Genomic DNA, 17941 nt, shown 5'->3' with positions numbered 1-17941 from the left:
TGATCGTTTGCAAATCATGCTCAAAACATGGAATTGTGTCGATATCAGACTAAAGCGGCAGAGATTTACCCGTCTGCTGCCTCAGGACAAGCCGGGATGTTAATGGATCAATCCTTTCTGGATGCGCTCGTCGAGCAGTTGCCCGAGCTGGAACCGGGTCAGCCCTTCAACCCGGCCGCCAGGCAGTATGCTGCCTATTACGGTATCGACTTCAGTGCCGAGGTGCAGCAACATCTGGGGCGCATCACCGTGGACGGCTTCGATGTCGCGGTGCAGGTTTGGCGGCCATCGGCGCCGTGCGGCACGCTGGTGCTGCTGCATGGCTATTACGACCATATGGGGCTGTACCGACACCTGATCCGCTGGGCGCTCGGGCAGCGGCTGGCGGTGTTGGCCTTCGATCTGCCGGGGCACGGCCTGTCGAGCGGCGAGCGGGCCAGCATCGATTGTTTTCTGCGTTATCAGCAAGTGCTGGACGGGGTTTTCGAGCAGGGGCGGTTGTGGAAGCTGCCAGCGCCCTGGCATTTCCTCGGACAGAGCACCGGCGGGGCGATTCTGATCGACCGGCTGCTGCATGGGCCGATGCCGGAGCAGTCGGGCCAGACCATTCTGATGGCCCCACTGGTGCGGCCACGCCAGTGGGGCGTTTCGCAATTCAGTCTCAAGCTGCTGGGCGGTTTCATCCAGCAGTTGGGGCGGCGCTTCAGCGACAACTCCACGGATGTGGATTTCCTCGAGTTCATTCGCCAGCATGATCCGCTGCAGGCGCAGGTGCTACCCGTCGCCTGGGTGCAGGCACTGGACAAGTGGATCCCGCGCATCGAGACGGCCACTCCGGCCTCCCATCGACCCTTGATCGTGCAGGGTCAGGCTGATGGGACGGTGGATTGGCAACACAACATCAAGGTCCTGCAGGACAAGTTCGACGCCCCGGAGCTGTTCTATCTGCCCGAGGCGCGTCATCACCTGGCCAATGAAAAGCCCAGGTATCGCCGGCAGTATCTCGACTGGCTGGGCGAGCGCCTGGGCCACTGAGCGGGAGCTGCATGGCAGCTCCCAATCCAACATCAGGGATTCAGGGCATCGCGCACGGCTTGCTCCGTGGCGCGGTAGAAGGCTTGCCCACCGGCAGACTCCGTCCATTGCACAAAGCGCGTCAGCTCATCGTCACTCAGATCGCGATAGACATAAGCCAGGGTATCCGGCAGGTTCGGGCGCATCTGTGAGCGCAGGCGATCACGGCTGTCGCTGCCGCCTTGCTGTGGAATCTTCATCAGCCCGCCGAGCAGATCATTGGCGCTCTGGGCCGCGAGGCCGGTCAACGCCATGGAAACTTCCACGCCCAACTCCAACGCGGGTAACCGGGTGGCCAATCGCTCGATCAGCGCTCGACGCTCAGGACTCAGCTGCTGGACTGGCAGGCCTTGCTGCATGGCTGCGACCGAGGCCGGTGCACTGGCCCGGGTTTCCGCTGAAACTATTTTGCTTCCCAGTGGACTGTTGAAGAAGGTCAGTGCCTGCTGGATGGCGGCCGGCTCCATGGCCAGGGCCAGCCGCGCCTGGGCGCGATCATGCATGCCCTGGGGTTCGAAGCGCTGGCTGCTGTTGCGTACCAGGGTTTCCTGTACTGCCGGCGGAAGTTGCCGGGCATAGCGCTGTTGCGCACTCTGCAGCGCCGCCTGGAAATGTTGTTGATGTTGCGCCATGCCGGAGCGTTGATACAGCTCGGCTGGGCTGGCGCTGGCATAACCGGCATACAGGCTGCCCAGCAGCATGGCAGCAAAAATGAACCACAGAGAAGACAGGGGGAAGGGGCGCATGGATCCTCGCAATCATGGAGTCAGGGAAGTATCGGGTGCTGTTACGCAAGAGGCGGTCCGTTTACACTATACGGCGCCCGGATCCCCGGGTCTTGTCCGCCGTGCCCCGTCCGTGGCAGGGCGATGCCGCTACCCGATTTGAGTATGAACAGGATGCCCGAGTTCCCTGCCACTGCGCCCGACCGTCTGGTCTGTGTGGCTGATAGCCTTGCTGTGCACGGTTGGTCGATAACCGAGAGCGCATTGCCCGCTGAGCTGCTCGGCGAGCTGGAGCGCAATTGCCGTTCCCTGTGGGCCAGCGAGGCGCTGCAGCCGGCGGCAGTGGGGCGGGCTGGGGAGCAGGTGGTGGTGCCGGAAATCCGCGGCGATCATATCCGCTGGTTGGACGACTGCCCGCCCAATCCTGCCGCCGCGGCCTATCTGCAGGCCATGGAGGACCTGCGCTGGGCGTTGAACCGGACACTGTTCCTCGGTCTGGACAATTTCGAGACGCATTATGCGCTCTATCCGCCCGGGGCCGGCTACCAGCGCCATGTGGACCGGTTCAAGGACAACCCGCTGCGCACCGTCTCGGTAGTTCTCTATCTCAACAGCCAGTGGCAACCGGGCGATGGCGGCGAGCTGCGGCTATATTTGCCCGACGGCGCGATGGATGTACCGCCACGGGCGGGAACCCTGGCAGTGTTCATGAGTGACAGCCTGCCCCATGAAGTACTCCAGGCGCAGCGTGACCGGGCCAGTCTGGTGGGTTGGTTCCGGCGGCGCCCGGACAATCCGTTGATGGTGTGAGCAGATATGCAGAAGATTCTCGTCAGCAGCTGCCTGCTGGGCCAGCCGGTCCGCTATGACGGCGGTGCCCACGGCCCCTATTCCCTGCTGCAGCAATGGCAGGCGCAGGGGCGGGTGGTTGCGCTGTGTCCGGAAGTGAGCGGTGGACTACCCACACCCAGGCCGCCAGCCGAAATTCCAGGCGGGCAGGGCGCGGCGGTACTGGATCGGTTGGTGCCGGTAGTGGATGTCGATGGGCGTGATGTCAGCGCCGCCTTCCTCGCCGGCGCTGCTGCCGCAGTGGAACTGGTCAGTCGTCACAATATCGCATTCGCTGTGCTCAAGGCCCGCAGCCCCTCCTGCGGCAACCATGAAACCTATGACGGCAGCTTCAGCGGCTCCCGCGTCGCCGGCGAGGGCGTCACCACGGCGGCTTTACGCCGCCACGGGGTGCAGGTGTTCAACGAGAGCGAGCTGGAGTCGCTGGCTGCGCTGCTGACGGATTGACGGGTGCAAAACGGTAGAACAGGTTTGGCTCGCTGACGATGTAGATGCGCCGCTGGCTGTCGACGGTCAACCCTTCCGCCTGGGGGACCGTCCGGCTCAGGCCGCTCATACCGCGCCATAATCCCAGCAGGCTGAGCGGCTGGCCGTCGGCGCTGTATTCCACCACCATGTGCGACTCGTCACTGAGCAGCAGCAACTGGCCGGTGAGGCTGTCTGCCGACAGCGAAGACAGGTCGCTCATGAACAGGTTGTCAGGCTGCAGCGATGGCTCCAGGTGGATGCTGATCGAGGCATCCTCCGGTTGCCCGACAAAGCCGGTGACGACGAATACCCGCATCGGGTCGCGTTCCTTGACCACCATCAGACGCTCGCGCTGGGCATCCCAGGACAGGCCTTCCAGGCCCTTATTGTCCGGCTCTTCGTCCAGGGCCACCGTCAGGCTGGGAGCGTCGGTCACGTCGAGTTCCACGGCATCGTCGGGGATCTCGATTTCCAGCAGTCGCCGCCGACGTTCCTCGGCAACCACATAGCGGTCGCCGGACACATGGGTGAGCCCTTCCATGTCCTCCACGCCCTTGATCAGGATGCTACGCAGAAGCTTGCCGTCCAGGCTCAGCTCGACGATCAGTGGCGTACCATTGAGCAAGCCGAACAGGGTATCGCTGTCGCTGTTGTAGGTCAGTGCGGAGAGGTCGTCCTCCAGCTCGGGAATGGGCAGCGCTTCGATATCGACCTTGTAACGGCCCAGGTCAAAGGCTTGTTCCGGCATCGGCTGACGATTGAGTTTCCAGCTTTGCCACAGCAGGACATCGAGATTATTGGAATGCAGGAAGGTGTAGCCTGCGACCATCAACAGCGTAATGGCGGCCAGCAGATAACGTTTCAAACGGCTGTTCCTTGAGGGAGGTGTAAAGCTGTCAAGACTGCCCGCTGACCGGGAAAGTTCCCGGTGCGGTCAGTGGCGGTCAGCCGATTACCCGGGTGGCCTGTTGCAGGGCTCCGGGAATCGCCAGCTCCAGTTCATCGCCGGCATTCAGCACGCCGACCCCGGCGGGGGTTCCGGTAATCACCACATCACCCGGCAGCAGAGTGAATACACCGGCGATATGCTGCAGCAGGGCAATGATCGGCGTGATCATGTCCGCGCTGTTGCCTTGCTGGCGCAGCTCGCCGTTGATCGTCAGTTGCAGTGGAATGGCATTCAGCGCCGGGGCCTGCTCGAGACGGACAAAGGGCGATAGCGGGCAGGCCGCATCAAACGCCTTGGCCCGTTCCCAGGGATGCCCCTTGGCCTTGAGCTGGTCCTGCAGCTCGCGCAAGGTCAGGTCCAGCGCCAGGCCGACACCGGCAATGGCGCCCGCGGCATCCGCCGGGCTGATGGTGCCGGATAGCGGGGTGCCGATCAGCAGGGCGATTTCGGTCTCGTAATGTACGGCGCCACGGCCGGTCGGCAGGCGGAAACCGTTGGCCAGCGGCACTACCGAGGTGGCCGGTTTGATGAACAGCAGCGGTTCGCTGGGAACCGGGTTGTTCAACTCCCGCGCATGCTCCGCATAGTTGCGGCCTACGCAAACCACCTTGCCCAGGGGTAAATCGATTGGCGTGCCGTCACTGAACTGATGCTGGTAGGTCATGGTTGCCTCTCAGTCTGGAAAGATCTTGCCCGGATTCATGATGCCGTTCGGATCGAATACCGCCTTGACTGCCTTCATCACGGCGATTTCCTCGGGGCTGCGGCTGTAGCCCAGGTAATCGCGTTTGGTCATGCCCATGCCGTGTTCGGCGGATATCGAACCGTTGTAGCGTTTGACGATATCGAATACCCATTGGTTGACGCTGGCACACTTGGCGAAGAATTCTTCCTTGGGCATGGCGTCGGGCTTGAGGATGTTCAGGTGCAGGTTGCCGTCGCCGATATGGCCAAACCAGACGATCTCGAAATCCGGGTAGTGTTCGCCGACAATGGCGTCGATATCCCGCAGAAACGCCGGTACCTGGCTGATGGTGACCGAGATGTCGTTCTTGTACGGGGTCCAGTGGGAGATGGTCTCGGAGATGAACTCGCGCAGCTTCCACAGGTTCTGCAGTTGCTGCTCGCTCTGACTCATCACGCCGTCCAACACCCAGCCCTGCTCTACGCAATGCTCGAAGGTTTCCAGCGCCTGGTTGGCGATATCTTCGCTCACGGCCTCGAATTCCAGCAGGGCATAGAAGGGGCAGTCGGTCGCGAAGGGCGCGGGCACGTCGCCGCGGGCCATGATCTTGCCCATGGCCTTGTCGGAAAAGAACTCGAAGGCCGTCAGATCCAGCTTGCCCTGGAAAGCATGCAGCACCGGCATGATCGAATCGAAATCCGGGGTGCCAAGCACCATGGCGGTGAGGTTTTTCGGTGCCCGCTCCAGGCGCATGGTCGCTTCGACGACGAAACCCAGGGTGCCCTCGGCGCCGATGAACAGCTGGCGCAGGTCGTAGCCGGTGGCGTTCTTCACCAGGCCCTTGTTCAATTCCAATAGTTCGCCGCTCCCGGTCACCACCTTCAGGCCGGCCACCCAATTGCGGGTCATGCCGTAGCGAATCACCTTGATGCCGCCAGCGTTGGTGCCGATGTTGCCACCGATCTGGCTGGAGCCGGCCGAGGCGAAGTCCACGGGATAGTACAGCCCCTGGTCTTCGGCGTACTGCTGCAGTTGGGCGGTAACCACGCCCGGCTGGCAGGTCACGGTGCGGTCATAGGGATTGAAGTCGAGGATCTGGTTCATGTAATCGAAGGACACCACGATCTCGCCATTGGCAGCCACGGCGGCGGCGGATAATCCGGTGCGGCCGCCGGAAGGTGTCAGCGCCAATTTGTGTTCATTGGCGAAGCGCACCACGGCCTGGACCTGCTCGGTGCTCTTGGGAAACACGATGGCCAGCGGCGCCGGCTCGAACTGCTTGGTCCAGTCCCGGCCCCAGGTGTCCAGCGACGCGCTGTCGGTGCGAACCTTGTCGGCATCGACCAACGTTTTCAGGGTTTCGATAATGGCTTCTGGGATCATGGCGGCTCTCAAACAAAATTCATGCGCTGCCTGAACACAATTCATGGGTCGCAGGCATCTGGAAAAGGGAGATTATGCTAGCATAAGCGGCTTCCGAAACAGGTCAGCGACGGAGAAAACGCCGAAAAACCTGCCGGACCATCATACATCAGCATTACGGGTAACTGACACATGGCTAAAACCTCGCTGGACAAAAGCAAGATCAAATTTCTGCTCCTCGAGGGTGTGCACCAGACTGCCGTCGACACTCTGCAGGCAGCCGGTTACACCAATATCGATTATCACACCGGCTCCCTCCCGGAAGAACAACTCAAGGAAGCGATCGCCGATGCGCATTTCATCGGTCTCCGTTCGCGCACCCAGCTGACCGCGGACGTGCTGGCGCATGCGCACAAGCTGGTCGCCATCGGTTGCTTCTGTATCGGTACCAACCAGGTTGACCTGGAAGCCGCCCGGGAGATGGGTGTCGCGGTGTTCAATGCGCCCTATTCCAACACCCGCTCTGTCGCCGAACTGGTGCTGGCCGAGGCCATCCTACTGCTGCGCGGTGTTCCCGAGAAGAACGCGGTGGCACACCGCGGCGGCTGGCTGAAAAGCGCCACCAACTCCTTCGAGATCCGCGGCAAGAAGCTGGGCATCATTGGTTACGGCTCCATCGGCACCCAGCTGTCGGTGCTGGCGGAAAACCTCGGTATGCAGGTGTACTTCTATGACGTGGTGACCAAGTTGCCGCTGGGCAATGCACAACAGGTCGGCTCGCTGACCGAGCTGCTGGGCATGGCTGACATCGTCACCCTGCATGTGCCGGAAACCGCTGCCACCAAGTGGATGATCGGCGAGAAGGAAATCCGTGCCATGAAGCAGGGCAGCTACCTGATCAACGCTGCCCGCGGCACTGTGGTCGATATCGAAGCACTGGCCGCCGCCCTGCGCGACAAGCATCTGCACGGCGCCGCCATCGACGTGTTCCCGGTCGAGCCGCGCTCCAACAATGATGAGTTCATCTCGCCGCTGCGTGAATTCGACAACTGCCTGCTGACCCCGCATGTCGGTGGTTCGACCATGGAAGCCCAGGCCAACATCGGTCTGGAAGTTGCCGAGAAACTGGTGCGCTACAGTGACAACGGCACATCCATCACCTCGGTCAACTTCCCCGAAGTGGCGTTGCCGTCGCATCCGGGCAAGCATCGTCTGCTGCACATCCACCAGAACATCCCCGGGGTGATGAGCGAGATCAACCAGGTGTTCGCCAGCAATGGCATCAACATCTCCGGTCAGTATCTGCAGACCAACGAGAAGGTCGGCTACGTGGTAATCGACGTTGACGCTGCCTACTCCGATCTGGCGCTGGAAAAGCTCAACGAAGTCAACGGCACCATCCGTTGCCGCGTGCTGTTCTGATGTCACGACGTGGCGGGGTTGCACTCCGCCACGTTGCCTTCAGGCATTTCGCACGCTGCGAGCAGGAGCGCCCCCGCGGCGCGATTTCCTGCGGTCACGCCAACCAATTCTGGCGCGTCTAGATTTCCCCCGCTTCTGTTCAGCTGAGGTTCAGCAAAGGTTCAGGTTGCGTTCAGCTGGCATTTGGCATGCTGTTTCCCGTTGTCATCAAGGAGACGCACCCAATGAAAACCACTCTGAAACTGCTTGCCGTTGGTACCACGCTGGCCTTTGCCAGTCTTCCCGCTCTGGCCCAGGATCGCTTCGTCGGCCTCACCTGGGGTGAGACCAGCAACAACATGGACCGCTCCAGCTCGCTGAAAGGCGAACCGGAAGCCCGTCGTCTGGACGATACCATCAACAACTCCGGTACCTGGGGTGTGCGCGCTGGTATCCAGGACGATACCGGTCGTATGTACCTGAGCTACGAGTATGTATCGGATACCTATTCCGGCAGCTACAAGATGCGTCAGCAGAATCTGCTTGGCAGCTATGATCTGTTCCTGCCGGTGGCGGATAACACCCGGCTGTTCGGCGGTGTCACTGCCGGTCTGGTCAAGCTGGAACAGGATTCCCCTGGCTATCACCGTGACAGCGACCTCGGCCTGGCCGGCGGTCTGCAGGTAGGCGTCCTGCATAGCCTGGCTCCGGAATTCTCGATCGAGGGCGGCTATCGCTACCTGCGCACCACCGCTGATGCCAGCCTGAATGCCCGTGACCGCAGCGTTGGCGGCTCATTTGACCTGAAAAGCTCGGATATGGCCTATCTCGGTTTAAACTACCACTTCTGATCCCGGCATGACTCCCAGCCCGCCCGGTCTCGCCAGGCGGGCTTTCATGGTAGCTGCCGGCTGGTTTTTCGGAGGATGGTATGAAACTCCTGTTGGTCGAAGACGAGGCGTTGCTGCGCCATCATCTGTCCACTCGCTTTGCCGAGGTCGGACATATCATCGATGCCGTGGACAGCGCCGAGGAAGGACTGTTCCAGGCCCAGCATTTCAATCACGACATCGCCATCGTCGACCTCGGCTTGCCCGGTATGAGCGGTCTGGATCTGATTCGCCAACTGCGCAGCATGGGCTGCACCTTTCCAATCCTGATTCTCACTGCGCGTGGCAACTGGCAGGACAAGGTCGAAGGCCTGACCTCAGGGGCGGACGATTATGTGGTCAAGCCATTTCAGTTCGAGGAGTTGGAGGCGCGCTTGAATGCACTGGTGCGGCGCTCGTCGGGCTTTGTCCAGGCGCAGATCCGCAGCGGCGAGCTGGTGCTGGACCTGCACCGCAAGCACGCCCTGGTCGGGGATGAACCGCTGCAGCTGACCGCCTTCGAGTACCGGATTCTCGAGTACCTGATGCGTCATCACCAGCAGGTGGTGGCCAAGGATCGCCTTATCGAGCAGCTGTATCCCGATGATGAAGAACGTGACCCCAACGTCATCGAAGTGCTGGTTGGACGCTTGCGCCGCAAGCTGGAAGCCGCCGGCGAGGTGCGACCGATCGAGACCGTACGGGGCCAGGGATATCTGTTCACCGGACAGTGCCAATGATCCGCTCGCTGCGCTCGCGGCTGGTATTCAGCGCGGCCGGCTTTGCCATGTTGTTCATGCTCGCATTGCTGCCGGTGTTGCAGAACGTCTTTGATCAAACCATGGAGCAGATCATTCAGCAGCGCTTGGCCGCCGATGCATCGACCCTGGTGAGCGCGGCCAGTGTGGTCAATGGCCAGCTGGTGATGCCCGAGCGCATGCCGGACGAAGAATTCAACCTGCCGGAAGCCAAGCTGCTGGGCTATGTGCATGACATGAACGGCAACCTGATCTGGCATTCGCGCTCCACCGAGGATGAGCAACTCAACTATTCCCCTCACTTCAGTGGTGGGCGCATCGACTTTCTGCGTATTCGTGACCGGAACCAGCAGGAATACTACGTCTATGACGTGGAGGTGCACCTGGCGGGAGATGATGAGTTGCCGCTGAGCTTCGTCACCATGTTGCCGAGCAGCGAGTTTGCCCCCATGCAGCGGGATTTTCGTAACCAGCTGCGCCTGTGGCTGGGTGGGGGCTTGCTGTTGCTGTTGCTGTTGCTATGGCTGGGTTTGACCTGGAGCCTGCGTTCATTCAAGGGGGTGCGCCGCGAACTCAATGAAATCGAGTCGGGCACCAGGGATGCCTTGAGTGACCAGCACCCCAGCGAGCTGGCCCGGTTGACGCGATCATTGAACCGTCTGCTCGATAGCGAGCGACTGCAGCGGGCACGTTACCGCGATTCTTTGGGCGATCTCGCGCATAGCCTGAAGACTCCTCTGGCAGTGTTGCAGACCGTGGCGGAGAACCTGCGCGTGCAGGCGCAGCAACAGGAACAGTCGCGGGTGTTGCAGGATCAGATCGAGCGGATGAGCCAGCAGATCGACTACCAATTGCAGCGCGCCAGCTTGCGGCGCAGTGGGCTGGTTCGGCATCGGGCGCACCTGGCGCCACTGGTGCAGCGGCTGAGTGCGGCCTTGAGCAAGGTTTACCGGGACAAGTTCGTTACGCTGGAATGCGTTATAGATTACGAGCTGCGCGTGCCGATGGAGGAGGGTGCCTTGCTCGAATTGCTCGGCAATCTGCTGGAAAATGCCTACCGGCTGTGTATCTCGCACATCCGCGTAAGCGCCTCGGTAACGAACGGGGTATGCGACCTGCTGGTCGAGGATGACGGGCCGGGCGTACCGGAAAGCCAGCGCCAGCGCATCATCGGCCGCGGTGAGCGGCTGGATACCACCCACCCCGGACAGGGAATCGGTTTGTCGGTGGTCAGGGATATCGTCGAAAGCTACAACGGCGAGTTGAGCCTGACAGATTCGCCACTGGGAGGCGCGGCATTTCGCATTCGTCTGAAGGGTGAGGGACGGGAATGAGCAGGGTAGGCATCCAGCGGAGCCATCGCGGCCAAGGCCGCTACCCCAGAACAACTACTCCCACGGAATAGCCGCATTTATCCGTCATGCCGGTAAGCGTCATGCGCTTATTTTTTCCGTGGGAGTGGACTGGCCCGCGAACGGATCAGCCAGCGCTGCGTTCCAGTCGTTGCACGCCCTTGGCAGTACCCAGCAGCAGAATATCCGCCGGCCGCGCAGCAAACAGCCCGTTGCAGACCACACCAACAATGGCGTTGAGCTGCTCTTCCAGTCCGCGTGGATCATGGATCTGCAGGTTATGCACATCGAGAATCACGTTGCCGTTGTCGGTTACCACGCCTTCGCGATAGGCCGGATCGCCGCCGAGCTTGACGATTTCCCGGGCCACGTAGCTGCGTGCCATGGGGATCACTTCCACCGGTAGTGGAAACTCTCCGAGAGTCGCGACCAGCTTGCTCTCATCGGCAATGCAGATGAAGGTGCGCGCCACGGCGGCGACGATCTTTTCGCGGGTCAGGGCGGCGCCGCCGCCCTTGATCAGTTCCAGATGCTTATTGGCCTCATCGGCTCCATCAACATAAAAATCCAGATTGGCCACGCTATTGAGGTCATATACCGGAATGCCATGTTGCTTCAGGCGCTCGGCGGTGGCCTGGGAGCTGGCCACGGCGCCATCGAAGCGGCCCTTGTGTCTGGCCAGCGCATCGATGAAGCAATTGGCGGTCGAGCCGGTGCCGACGCCGATGACACTCTGATCTTCCAGCTGGGGCAGCAGAATATCCACCGCGGCTTGCCCCACGGCCTGCTTGAGTTCGTCCTGGGTCATGCCGGTCACCTCTGTGCTTTGAATAAAGCAGCAATTATACGGCCCTGTCCGGACAGCGTGTAGTCGGATCGGGCCCGATTCGTTTAGACTGGCGCTTTTACCTCACCTATCACCAAGCCGAAACCCGATGCCTACCCTGGAAAGCTACGTCAAGAAGATCCTCTGCTCCCCCGTCTACGATGTCGCCGTCGAAACCCCCATTCACCGCGCGCCCTTCCTTTCCGAGCGGCTCGGCAATACCGTTCTGCTCAAGCGTGAAGACCTGCAGCCGGTGTTCTCCTTCAAGATTCGCGGCGCCTACAACAAGCTCAAGCAGTTGACCGATGAGCAGCGCGCCCGTGGAGTGGTTGCGGCGTCGGCGGGCAACCATGCCCAGGGCCTGGCTTTTGCGGCGCGGCACATGGGGGTGAAGGCAACCATCGTGATGCCCAAGACCACACCCGAGATCAAGGTCAAGGCGGTGCGGGCGCGGGGCGGCAAGGTGGTATTGCATGGCGATGCCTTCGACGAGGCGCTGGCCTATGCGCAGAAGCAGGTAGAAGAAAAGGGGTGGGTGTTCATTCATCCCTACGATGATCCTGACACCATTGCCGGACAGGGCACCGTGGCCATGGAGATTCTGCGTCAGCATCCCGGGCAGCTGGACGCCATCTTCGTGCCGGTTGGCGGCGGCGGCTTGATTGCCGGTATCGCCGCCTATGTGAAGTACCTGCGCCCGGAGATCAAGGTGATCGGTGTCGAACCGCAGGATTCCAACTGTTTGCAGGCTGCGCTGCAGCGGGGCAAGCGGGTGACGCTGAGCCAGGTCGGGCAGTTTGCCGATGGTGTGGCAGTGGCCCAGATCGGCAAGTACACCTTCGATATCTGCAAGAAGTATGTGGATGAGGTGATCACCGTGTCCTCCGACGAGATGTGCGCGGCCATCAAGGACATCTACGATGACACCCGCTCCATCTGCGAGCCGGCGGGCTGTCTCGGTGTGGCGGGTATCAAGAAGTACGTCGAGCGCGAAGGCTGCGCCGGCCAGGTGATGGTCGCCATCGACTCGGGTGCCAACATCAACTTCGACCGCCTGCGTCATGTTGCTGAGCGTGCCGAGATCGGCGAGCAGCGCGAAGCATTGCTGGCAGTGACCATCCCCGAGCGTCCGGGCAGCTTCAAGGCGTTCTGTCAGGCCATCGGCAAGCGCGCCATTACCGAATTCAACTATCGCTATCACGACCAGCAGCAAGCACACATCTTTGTCGGCGTGCAGACCCACCCTGAGCTGGATCCGCGTGAGGCGTTGGTGGCCGGGCTGATCGAGCGCGACTTCCCGGTGCTGGACCTGACCGACAACGAGCTGGCCAAGCTGCATATCCGGCACATGGTTGGCGGGCACTCGGTACAGGTGGAAGACGAGGTGGTGTACCGCTTCGAATTCCCCGAGCGCCCCGGCGCGCTATTCAACTTCCTCAACAAGTTGGGCGGCCGCTGGAACATCTCCATGTTCCACTACCGCAACCACGGTGCCGACTACGGGCGGGTGGTGGTCGGCCTGCAGGTACCCGAGGCTGAGCGGTCGAAGGTGCCGGCAGCGCTGGATGCCATCGGTTATCGTTATTGGGACGAGACTGACAACCCTGCGTACCAGCTCTATCTGGGCTAGGACCTGGTCCGCGGTGCTGGTTTGGCCAATGCATGGAGAAGCATGACGGTGCGGAACAGGGGATGAGGTGCCGGGGAGGTGCTGGTTGACAGGCTGTTCTGGATAGGGTATATCGGTGTCGCTCGATACGTCGGAATGTATTGTCTCGAAATGTGTTTGTGCGCCCGTATGCCGGACGCTCTGATGGACCAGACAAGGTAGTTGGCCAGTATTGGAGGGCAAGTAATGCGCCGTAAGCCGGATTTGATATGGATTCTCGTGTTGGTGTTTACCCTGGGGGTGGTGACCACGGGATACACCCAGAGCTACTTCGATCGCCCCGCTGTCCCGACCGGGATGGAATCTAACGCAACAGAATGATCTGCTGATCGCTGACGATGCCGTCCAGTGGGATATCCCAGCTGGCGGTAGGCAGCTGCGCGACTTTCTGACAATGATGGGCCAGGCCCAGCAGGCGAGGGCCGGTCCAGTGCTGGCGCCGCCGCCGGAAGGCGAAGGTGCGGTCATAGAAACCGCCGCCCATGCCGAGGCGGTTGCCGTTCTCATCGAAACCGACCAGGGGCATCAGGATCAGGTCCAGACGCCAGGGGCGCGCCTGCAGGCCGGGATCAATCAGCGGTTCGCGGATACCAAAGCGGTTGCTGACCCAGCGCTGTCCGGGCACCAGGCGCTGGAAATGCATGCGATCGGCTGGCCAGCCGGTGATCACCGGCAGATAGCAATGCTTACCCAGGCGGCGCGCATGGGCCATCAGCACCGAGGGATCGATTTCACCATCATTGGCCAGATAAAACGCGATATGTCGGCTGCGGCGAAATAGTGGATGTTGCGCCAGTTGCCGCCACAACTGCTGGCTGGCTTGATGTTGCTGCTGGGGGCTGAGGGAGCGTCGCGCGGCGCGCAGTTGCCGGCGCAGGGTGGAGCGGCTTTCGCCATTCATGAAAAGGGACCCCGGAATGCCGCTGTCGGGTTAGCCCTTGAACCCGAAAGTTCAAGGCGGAGGACATGGTACCGTTTTAGGCTTTCCGGCAAGCGGACATGCACACCGACGGCAACGCGTGCCCCCCTTCTACAGGAGTATCGGCTCAGGGACATCACCGACTGGCAAACATCCCAGGGATGTGACCGAGTATACAGAAAACTCACTGCTATTCCAGACCTCGGGCTGTCGGGGGCTATTCCTGGTGGCGCGCCAGAGCTTGATCGAGACGGTTGGTCAGCTCGGTTATCTGTTGCTGTTGATCGCTCATCAGGCGGCCCTTCTGCAGATTGCCGCTGAGCATTTCATGGCTGATGTTGAGGGCGGCCATGACTGCGATCCGTTCCAGTCCGACGACCTTGCCGCGATTGCGGATGTCGCGCATGGTGTTGTCCAGATGCCGGGCGGCTTCTTCCAGGTTGTAACGTTCTTCGGGGGGGCAGGCGACCTGGTATTCCTTGTCGAGAATGCGCAGGGTGACTGTCAGGGGTTGGTTCATGAATCGTGCTCCAGGGATTTCAGACGCAATATCATGGCTTCGACCTTCTGTCGGGCCAAATCGTTCTTCTCGATCAATTGCAATCGTTCGTCACGCCAGGAACGTTCCTGAGCCAGGAGCTGTTGGTTCTGCTGCTGCAGTCGATCACAGGTGGCAATCAACCGGTCAATTTTTTCAATCAGGTCGTTGATGTTGGAATCGTCCATTGTCGCCGTCAGTAGTCATCCCGCTGTTGCCGAACTATAGAGGGGGCAGGGAGGACGGTCAAACCCCGGATGCGGTAATCTGTCGACCGGTCGCTGGTTGTTCCCGGGGCGCTCGGGTCTGTAGGATATGCCAGTTGACTGGAACGCTTCCCAGCCCGATGTCCCCCCTTGTCCGAGAGGCCAGAAAACCATGGCTCTGATGCCCGCCGCTTTTGATTACGACCGAGTCGAGCAACTGTTCAACGAACAGTCTGCCGCCGGCTTCCCCGCTGAACTGCACGGCCACCTGGTTGGCCGGCTCGCCGCTGGTGCGCGGCTCGACCATGGAACCTGGCTGGAGGTGGCCCGCGAGGTCATCGATGGTCGTGGCAGCCTGTCCGAGGCCGACAAGGTGTTTCTGATCCAGCTGTACGATGCCAGCCTGGCGCAACTGGCCGGCAGTGGCTTTGACCTGACCCTGCTGTTGCCCGATGACGAAGCCGCCATCGATCGCCGCACGCTGTCCCTGGGGCAGTGGTGCGAAGGGTTTCTCGGCGGCTTCGGCCTGGTGGGGCGCAAGGGTGAGCTGAGCGAGGAAGCCAGCAGCGTGCTCGCTGACTTCGCCGCCATCGCCCAGGTTCAGACCGATCTGGAAGAGTCCGACGCCAACGAAGCCGATTTCATGGAAGTCATGGAATACGTTCGCATGGCGGTGCTGTTATTGTTCAGCGAATGCCAGCCGGCCGACCAGGCTCCGGACCAACCGCCCGCTTCACTGCACTGAGAGAAAATTCATGTACATCAGCAAGCAGGAATATGCCCGTCGCCGCAAGGCGCTGATGGCGCAGATGGAACCCGACAGCATCGCCATCCTGCCGGCCGCACCGGTCTATATCCGCAACCGCGATGTGGAGCATCAATACCGCCAGGACAGCGACTTTCAGTATCTGACCGGCTTTCCCGAACCCGAAGCGGTGGCAGTGTTGATCCCTGGCCGCGAGCATGGCGAATATGTGCTGTTCTGCCGGGAAAAAGACCCCGAGCGCGAGTTGTGGGATGGCTATCGTGCCGGTCAGGAAGGGGCGGTGGCGGACTTCGGCGCCGATGACGCCTTTCCGATCAGCGATGTGGATGACATCCTGCCCGGTCTGATCGAAGGCCGCGAGCGGGTCTACTACGCGATGGGTGCCAATCAGGAATTCGACATGCGCCTGACCGGCTGGATCAACACCATCCGCAGCAAGGCGCGGCTGGGTGCCGAGCCACCGAAGGAGTTCGTCGCCCTGGATCACCTGCTGCATGACATGCGCCTGTACAAGAGCGCCGCGGAACTGCGGGTCATGCAGGCCGCCGGGGATATCTCTGCCGAAGCGCACACCCGGGCCATGGAAGTCTGCCGTCCCGGTATGTATGAATACCAGCTGGAAGCCGAGCTGCAGCATACCTTCATGCGCCATGGCAGCCGATCGCCGGCCTATGCCTCGATCGTCGCTGCCGGGCGCAACGCCTGCATCCTGCATTACACCGAAAACACCAGCCAGATCCGTGATGGTGATCTGGTGCTGATCGATGCCGGTTGCGAGCTGGACTGCTATGCCAGCGACATCACGCGCACTTTTCCGGCCAATGGGCGCTTCAGCCCGGAACAGCGGGCCATCTACGACATCGTACTCAAGTCCCAGGCCGCTGCCTTTGCCGTCATCGGCCCAGGTCGCGACTGGAACGAGGCCCATGACGCCACCGTGCGGGTAATCACTGCCGGGTTGCTGGAACTGGGCCTGTTGCGCGGCGAGCTGGAAGAGTTGATTGTCAGTGGCGCCTACCGTCCGTTCTACATGCACCGTGCCGGTCACTGGCTGGGCATGGACGTGCACGATGTCGGTGAATACCGGGTCGGCGGCGAATGGCGGGTACTGGAGCCAGGCATGGTGATGACCGTCGAGCCGGGTATCTACATCGCGGTGGATAACATGGATGTGCCGGCCAAATGGCGCGGCATTGGTATCCGCATCGAAGATGATGTGGTGGTAACGCGGGACGGCCACGATGTGCTGACCGGCAATGTCCCCCGCGAGGCGGATGAGATCGAGGCGCTGATGGCCCGGGCCCGCGCTGCGATGGACCTGCCCGCGTGAGCACCAGCCTGAACATCGTCGGCGGCGGCATGGTCGGTGCCAGTCTGGCGTTGGGGTTGCAGGATTGCGCCCGCCAGGCCGGCTGGAAGATTCGCCTGATCGAGGCCCAGCCGCCGGTCAAGGGCGGCTGGCAGCCGAGTTACGACAACCGCTCCACGGCGTTGTCCCATGGCAGCCGCCGACTGTTCGAGCGCCTAGGGATCTGGTCCGACCTGGCCCGGCGCGCCGAGCCGATCCGCCAGATTCATGTCTCCGATCAGGGCAATCCCGGCTCGGCGCGCATGCACGCCGCGGATGAAGGCGTGCCGGCACTGGGCTATATCGTCGAGAATGCCTGGCTGGGCGAGGTGCTGCTCGGCTCGCTGGATCATCAGGCCATCGAATGGCTGGCTCCGGCGCGGGTGGCGCATGCCCGGCCGCAGCCGGGTGGTTATGCGCTGGATGTGCAGACGCCTGACGGGCAGCAGCAATTGTCCTCCGATCTGCTGATCATTGCCGATGGTGGACGCTCCGGTCTGCTCGATCAACTGGGCATCCGGCGCAAGGTCAATCCCTATCAGCAGGTCGCAGTGATTGCCAATATCACCTCCGCTGATGGTCACGGTGGGGTGGCCTACGAGCGTTTCACCGACAGTGGGCCGCTGGCGCTATTACCGCTTTCCGGCCAGCGCAGCGCATTGGTCTGGAGCCTGCCGGTGGATGTCGCCGACGCGGTCGCGGCGCTGCCCGACGAGGCGTTTCTGCAGCGTCTGCAGGCGGCCTTCGGTTTTCGCATGGGGGCGCTGACCAAGGTGGGTGAGCGGGCCAGCTATCCGCTGAACCTCATCGAGGCGGAAGAGCAGGTGCGCTCGCATCTGGTAGTGCTGGGTAACGCCGCGCACAGCCTGCATCCCATCGCCGGCCAGGGCTTCAACCTGTCCCTGCGCGACGCCATGGCGCTGGCCGATCACCTGCTGAAGGCTCAGCGCGACCAGCGCGACCCCGGCTCATTGGCAGTATTGCAGGGCTATGTCGATGCCCAGTTCGCCGACCAGGCCGCCACGGTTGCCTTCAGCCATTACCTGACCCAATTGTTCAGCAATCGTAACCCCGCACTGGTGACCGGCCGCAATGCCGGGTTGCTGGCGCTGGACTTGCTGCCACCGCTCAAGAGCCTGTTCGCCCGTCAGGGCATGGGGCTGCGCGGATGAGCAGT

The 17941-nt window shown here is 61.7% G+C and carries 19 protein-coding genes and 1 other RNA gene; 11 read left to right on the top strand and 9 right to left on the bottom strand.

The annotated features are described in order from the left end of the window. Positions 1–102 precede the first annotated feature (102 nt). A complete protein-coding gene (locus QAO71_RS14230) occupies positions 103–1035 on the top strand; it encodes an alpha/beta hydrolase (RefSeq protein WP_280164725.1) in 933 nt (310 codons plus the stop codon). A 32-nt stretch (positions 1036–1067) separates the two neighbouring features. Here QAO71_RS14230 and QAO71_RS14225 read toward each other — a convergent pair whose 3' ends face one another. Continuing rightward, positions 1068–1820: a DUF2059 domain-containing protein gene (locus QAO71_RS14225; RefSeq protein WP_280164724.1), complete on the bottom strand. Its 753-nt coding sequence runs from the start codon at positions 1818–1820 to the stop codon at positions 1068–1070. Positions 1821–1973: 153 nt separating this feature from the next. On the opposite strand from QAO71_RS14225, the gene QAO71_RS14220 reads away from it, so the two are divergent. Together QAO71_RS14220 and QAO71_RS14215 are read left to right on the top strand one after the other, a co-directional pair. Next, complete coding sequence (locus QAO71_RS14220; protein ID WP_074777629.1) at positions 1974–2609, top strand: 2OG-Fe(II) oxygenase; 636 nt, start codon at positions 1974–1976, stop codon at positions 2607–2609. Positions 2610–2615: 6 nt separating this feature from the next. Continuing rightward, complete coding sequence (locus tag QAO71_RS14215) at positions 2616–3095, top strand: DUF523 domain-containing protein (RefSeq protein ID WP_036989223.1); 480 nt, start codon at positions 2616–2618, stop codon at positions 3093–3095. Here the strand turns inward: QAO71_RS14215 and QAO71_RS14210 are convergent. The 3 genes from QAO71_RS14210 to QAO71_RS14200 all read right to left on the bottom strand — a co-directional run bounded on the left by QAO71_RS14210 (position 3049) and on the right by QAO71_RS14200 (position 6133). Beyond that, positions 3049–3981 carry an SdiA-regulated domain-containing protein gene (locus QAO71_RS14210; RefSeq protein ID WP_051610775.1) on the bottom strand — a complete coding sequence of 311 codons (933 nt, stop codon included), beginning with the start codon at positions 3979–3981 and terminating at the stop codon, positions 3049–3051. The two genes, QAO71_RS14215 and QAO71_RS14210, sit on opposite strands and share 47 nt — an antisense overlap. Positions 3982–4060: 79 nt before the next feature. After that, positions 4061–4729, bottom strand: a complete 669-nt coding sequence (locus QAO71_RS14205; protein ID WP_036989224.1) for a fumarylacetoacetate hydrolase family protein — start codon at positions 4727–4729, stop codon at positions 4061–4063. A 9-nt stretch (positions 4730–4738) separates the two neighbouring features. Continuing rightward, positions 4739–6133 carry an FAD-binding oxidoreductase gene (locus QAO71_RS14200; RefSeq protein ID WP_280164723.1) on the bottom strand — a complete coding sequence of 465 codons (1395 nt, stop codon included), beginning with the start codon at positions 6131–6133 and terminating at the stop codon, positions 4739–4741. Positions 6134–6304: 171 nt separating this feature from the next. Between QAO71_RS14200 and serA the strand changes: the two genes are divergently transcribed. The 4 genes from serA to QAO71_RS14180 all read left to right on the top strand — a co-directional run bounded on the left by serA (position 6305) and on the right by QAO71_RS14180 (position 10474). Next, a complete protein-coding gene (gene serA, locus QAO71_RS14195) occupies positions 6305–7534 on the top strand; it encodes a phosphoglycerate dehydrogenase (protein ID WP_074777634.1) in 1230 nt (409 codons plus the stop codon). Between the two features lie 224 nt (positions 7535–7758). After that, positions 7759–8364 carry an outer membrane beta-barrel protein gene (locus QAO71_RS14190; protein WP_280164722.1) on the top strand — a complete coding sequence of 202 codons (606 nt, stop codon included), beginning with the start codon at positions 7759–7761 and terminating at the stop codon, positions 8362–8364. Between the two features lie 80 nt (positions 8365–8444). Continuing rightward, complete coding sequence (locus QAO71_RS14185; RefSeq protein WP_036989228.1) at positions 8445–9122, top strand: response regulator; 678 nt, start codon at positions 8445–8447, stop codon at positions 9120–9122. Continuing rightward, complete coding sequence (locus tag QAO71_RS14180; RefSeq protein ID WP_280164721.1) at positions 9119–10474, top strand: ATP-binding protein; 1356 nt, start codon at positions 9119–9121, stop codon at positions 10472–10474. Before QAO71_RS14185 ends, QAO71_RS14180 begins: the two co-directional genes overlap by 4 nt. A gap of 145 nt (positions 10475–10619) precedes the next feature. On the opposite strand, the gene rpiA is transcribed toward QAO71_RS14180, so the two are convergent. Further along, positions 10620–11300, bottom strand: coding sequence for a ribose-5-phosphate isomerase RpiA (rpiA, locus tag QAO71_RS14175; RefSeq protein ID WP_036990183.1), 681 nt, complete (start codon positions 11298–11300; stop codon positions 10620–10622). Between the two features lie 127 nt (positions 11301–11427). Between rpiA and ilvA the strand changes: the two genes are divergently transcribed. Continuing rightward, a complete protein-coding gene (gene ilvA / locus QAO71_RS14170) occupies positions 11428–12948 on the top strand; it encodes a threonine ammonia-lyase, biosynthetic (RefSeq protein WP_036989230.1) in 1521 nt (506 codons plus the stop codon). 343 nt (positions 12949–13291) lie between these two features. Here ilvA and QAO71_RS14165 read toward each other — a convergent pair whose 3' ends face one another. The 4 genes from QAO71_RS14165 to QAO71_RS14150 all read right to left on the bottom strand — a co-directional run bounded on the left by QAO71_RS14165 (position 13292) and on the right by QAO71_RS14150 (position 14632). After that, positions 13292–13888: a 5-formyltetrahydrofolate cyclo-ligase gene (locus QAO71_RS14165; protein WP_036989231.1), complete on the bottom strand. Its 597-nt coding sequence runs from the start codon at positions 13886–13888 to the stop codon at positions 13292–13294. A 4-nt stretch (positions 13889–13892) separates the two neighbouring features. After that, positions 13893–14071: non-coding RNA, 6S RNA (gene ssrS, locus QAO71_RS14160), on the bottom strand. A 52-nt stretch (positions 14072–14123) separates the two neighbouring features. After that, positions 14124–14426 carry a cell division protein ZapA gene (locus tag QAO71_RS14155; RefSeq protein ID WP_036989232.1) on the bottom strand — a complete coding sequence of 101 codons (303 nt, stop codon included), beginning with the start codon at positions 14424–14426 and terminating at the stop codon, positions 14124–14126. After that, entirely contained in the window at positions 14423–14632 is a 210-nt protein-coding gene (locus QAO71_RS14150; RefSeq protein WP_036989233.1) for a TIGR02449 family protein, read from the bottom strand. The genes QAO71_RS14155 and QAO71_RS14150 overlap by 4 nt, the downstream gene beginning before the upstream one ends. 190 nt (positions 14633–14822) lie before the next feature. On the opposite strand from QAO71_RS14150, the gene QAO71_RS14145 reads away from it, so the two are divergent. From QAO71_RS14145 to ubiH, 3 genes are read left to right on the top strand one after another with little or no spacing between them, the layout of a single operon-like run. Then, entirely contained in the window at positions 14823–15395 is a 573-nt protein-coding gene (locus QAO71_RS14145; protein WP_051610776.1) for a UPF0149 family protein, read from the top strand. Positions 15396–15405: 10 nt separating this feature from the next. Continuing rightward, on the top strand, positions 15406–16746 hold the full coding sequence (gene pepP, locus QAO71_RS14140; RefSeq protein ID WP_036989234.1) for a Xaa-Pro aminopeptidase: 1341 nt from the start codon (positions 15406–15408) through the stop codon (positions 16744–16746). Further along, positions 16743–17936 carry a 2-octaprenyl-6-methoxyphenyl hydroxylase gene (gene ubiH / locus QAO71_RS14135; protein ID WP_036989235.1) on the top strand — a complete coding sequence of 398 codons (1194 nt, stop codon included), beginning with the start codon at positions 16743–16745 and terminating at the stop codon, positions 17934–17936. Before pepP ends, ubiH begins: the two co-directional genes overlap by 4 nt. Positions 17937–17941: the final 5 nt, after the last annotated feature.

It is taken from the genome of Halopseudomonas sp. SMJS2 (assembly GCF_029866945.1).
In the GTDB taxonomy this organism is placed as follows: domain Bacteria; phylum Pseudomonadota; class Gammaproteobacteria; order Pseudomonadales; family Pseudomonadaceae; genus Halopseudomonas; species Halopseudomonas bauzanensis.
This window is presented reverse-complemented; position numbering and strand designations above follow the sequence as displayed.

Excerpts from the sequence above, each read along its gene's own strand:
- QAO71_RS14230 (WP_280164725.1), top strand. The coding sequence starts at position 103 with ATGGATCAATCCTTTCTGGATGCGCTCGTCGAGCAGTTGCCCGAGCTG.
- QAO71_RS14225 (WP_280164724.1), bottom strand. The coding sequence starts at position 1,820 with ATGCGCCCCTTCCCCCTGTCTTCTCTGTGGTTCATTTTTGCTGCCATG.
- QAO71_RS14220 (WP_074777629.1), top strand. The coding sequence starts at position 1,974 with ATGCCCGAGTTCCCTGCCACTGCGCCCGACCGTCTGGTCTGTGTGGCT.
- QAO71_RS14215 (WP_036989223.1), top strand. The coding sequence starts at position 2,616 with ATGCAGAAGATTCTCGTCAGCAGCTGCCTGCTGGGCCAGCCGGTCCGC.
- QAO71_RS14205 (WP_036989224.1), bottom strand. The coding sequence starts at position 4,729 with ATGACCTACCAGCATCAGTTCAGTGACGGCACGCCAATCGATTTACCC.
- QAO71_RS14200 (WP_280164723.1), bottom strand. The coding sequence starts at position 6,133 with ATGATCCCAGAAGCCATTATCGAAACCCTGAAAACGTTGGTCGATGCC.
- serA (WP_074777634.1), top strand. The coding sequence starts at position 6,305 with ATGGCTAAAACCTCGCTGGACAAAAGCAAGATCAAATTTCTGCTCCTC.
- QAO71_RS14190 (WP_280164722.1), top strand. The coding sequence starts at position 7,759 with ATGAAAACCACTCTGAAACTGCTTGCCGTTGGTACCACGCTGGCCTTT.
- QAO71_RS14185 (WP_036989228.1), top strand. The coding sequence starts at position 8,445 with ATGAAACTCCTGTTGGTCGAAGACGAGGCGTTGCTGCGCCATCATCTG.
- QAO71_RS14180 (WP_280164721.1), top strand. The coding sequence starts at position 9,119 with ATGATCCGCTCGCTGCGCTCGCGGCTGGTATTCAGCGCGGCCGGCTTT.
- rpiA (WP_036990183.1), bottom strand. The coding sequence starts at position 11,300 with ATGACCCAGGACGAACTCAAGCAGGCCGTGGGGCAAGCCGCGGTGGAT.
- ilvA (WP_036989230.1), top strand. The coding sequence starts at position 11,428 with ATGCCTACCCTGGAAAGCTACGTCAAGAAGATCCTCTGCTCCCCCGTC.
- QAO71_RS14165 (WP_036989231.1), bottom strand. The coding sequence starts at position 13,888 with ATGAATGGCGAAAGCCGCTCCACCCTGCGCCGGCAACTGCGCGCCGCG.
- QAO71_RS14155 (WP_036989232.1), bottom strand. The coding sequence starts at position 14,426 with ATGAACCAACCCCTGACAGTCACCCTGCGCATTCTCGACAAGGAATAC.
- QAO71_RS14150 (WP_036989233.1), bottom strand. The coding sequence starts at position 14,632 with ATGGACGATTCCAACATCAACGACCTGATTGAAAAAATTGACCGGTTG.
- QAO71_RS14145 (WP_051610776.1), top strand. The coding sequence starts at position 14,823 with ATGGCTCTGATGCCCGCCGCTTTTGATTACGACCGAGTCGAGCAACTG.
- pepP (WP_036989234.1), top strand. The coding sequence starts at position 15,406 with ATGTACATCAGCAAGCAGGAATATGCCCGTCGCCGCAAGGCGCTGATG.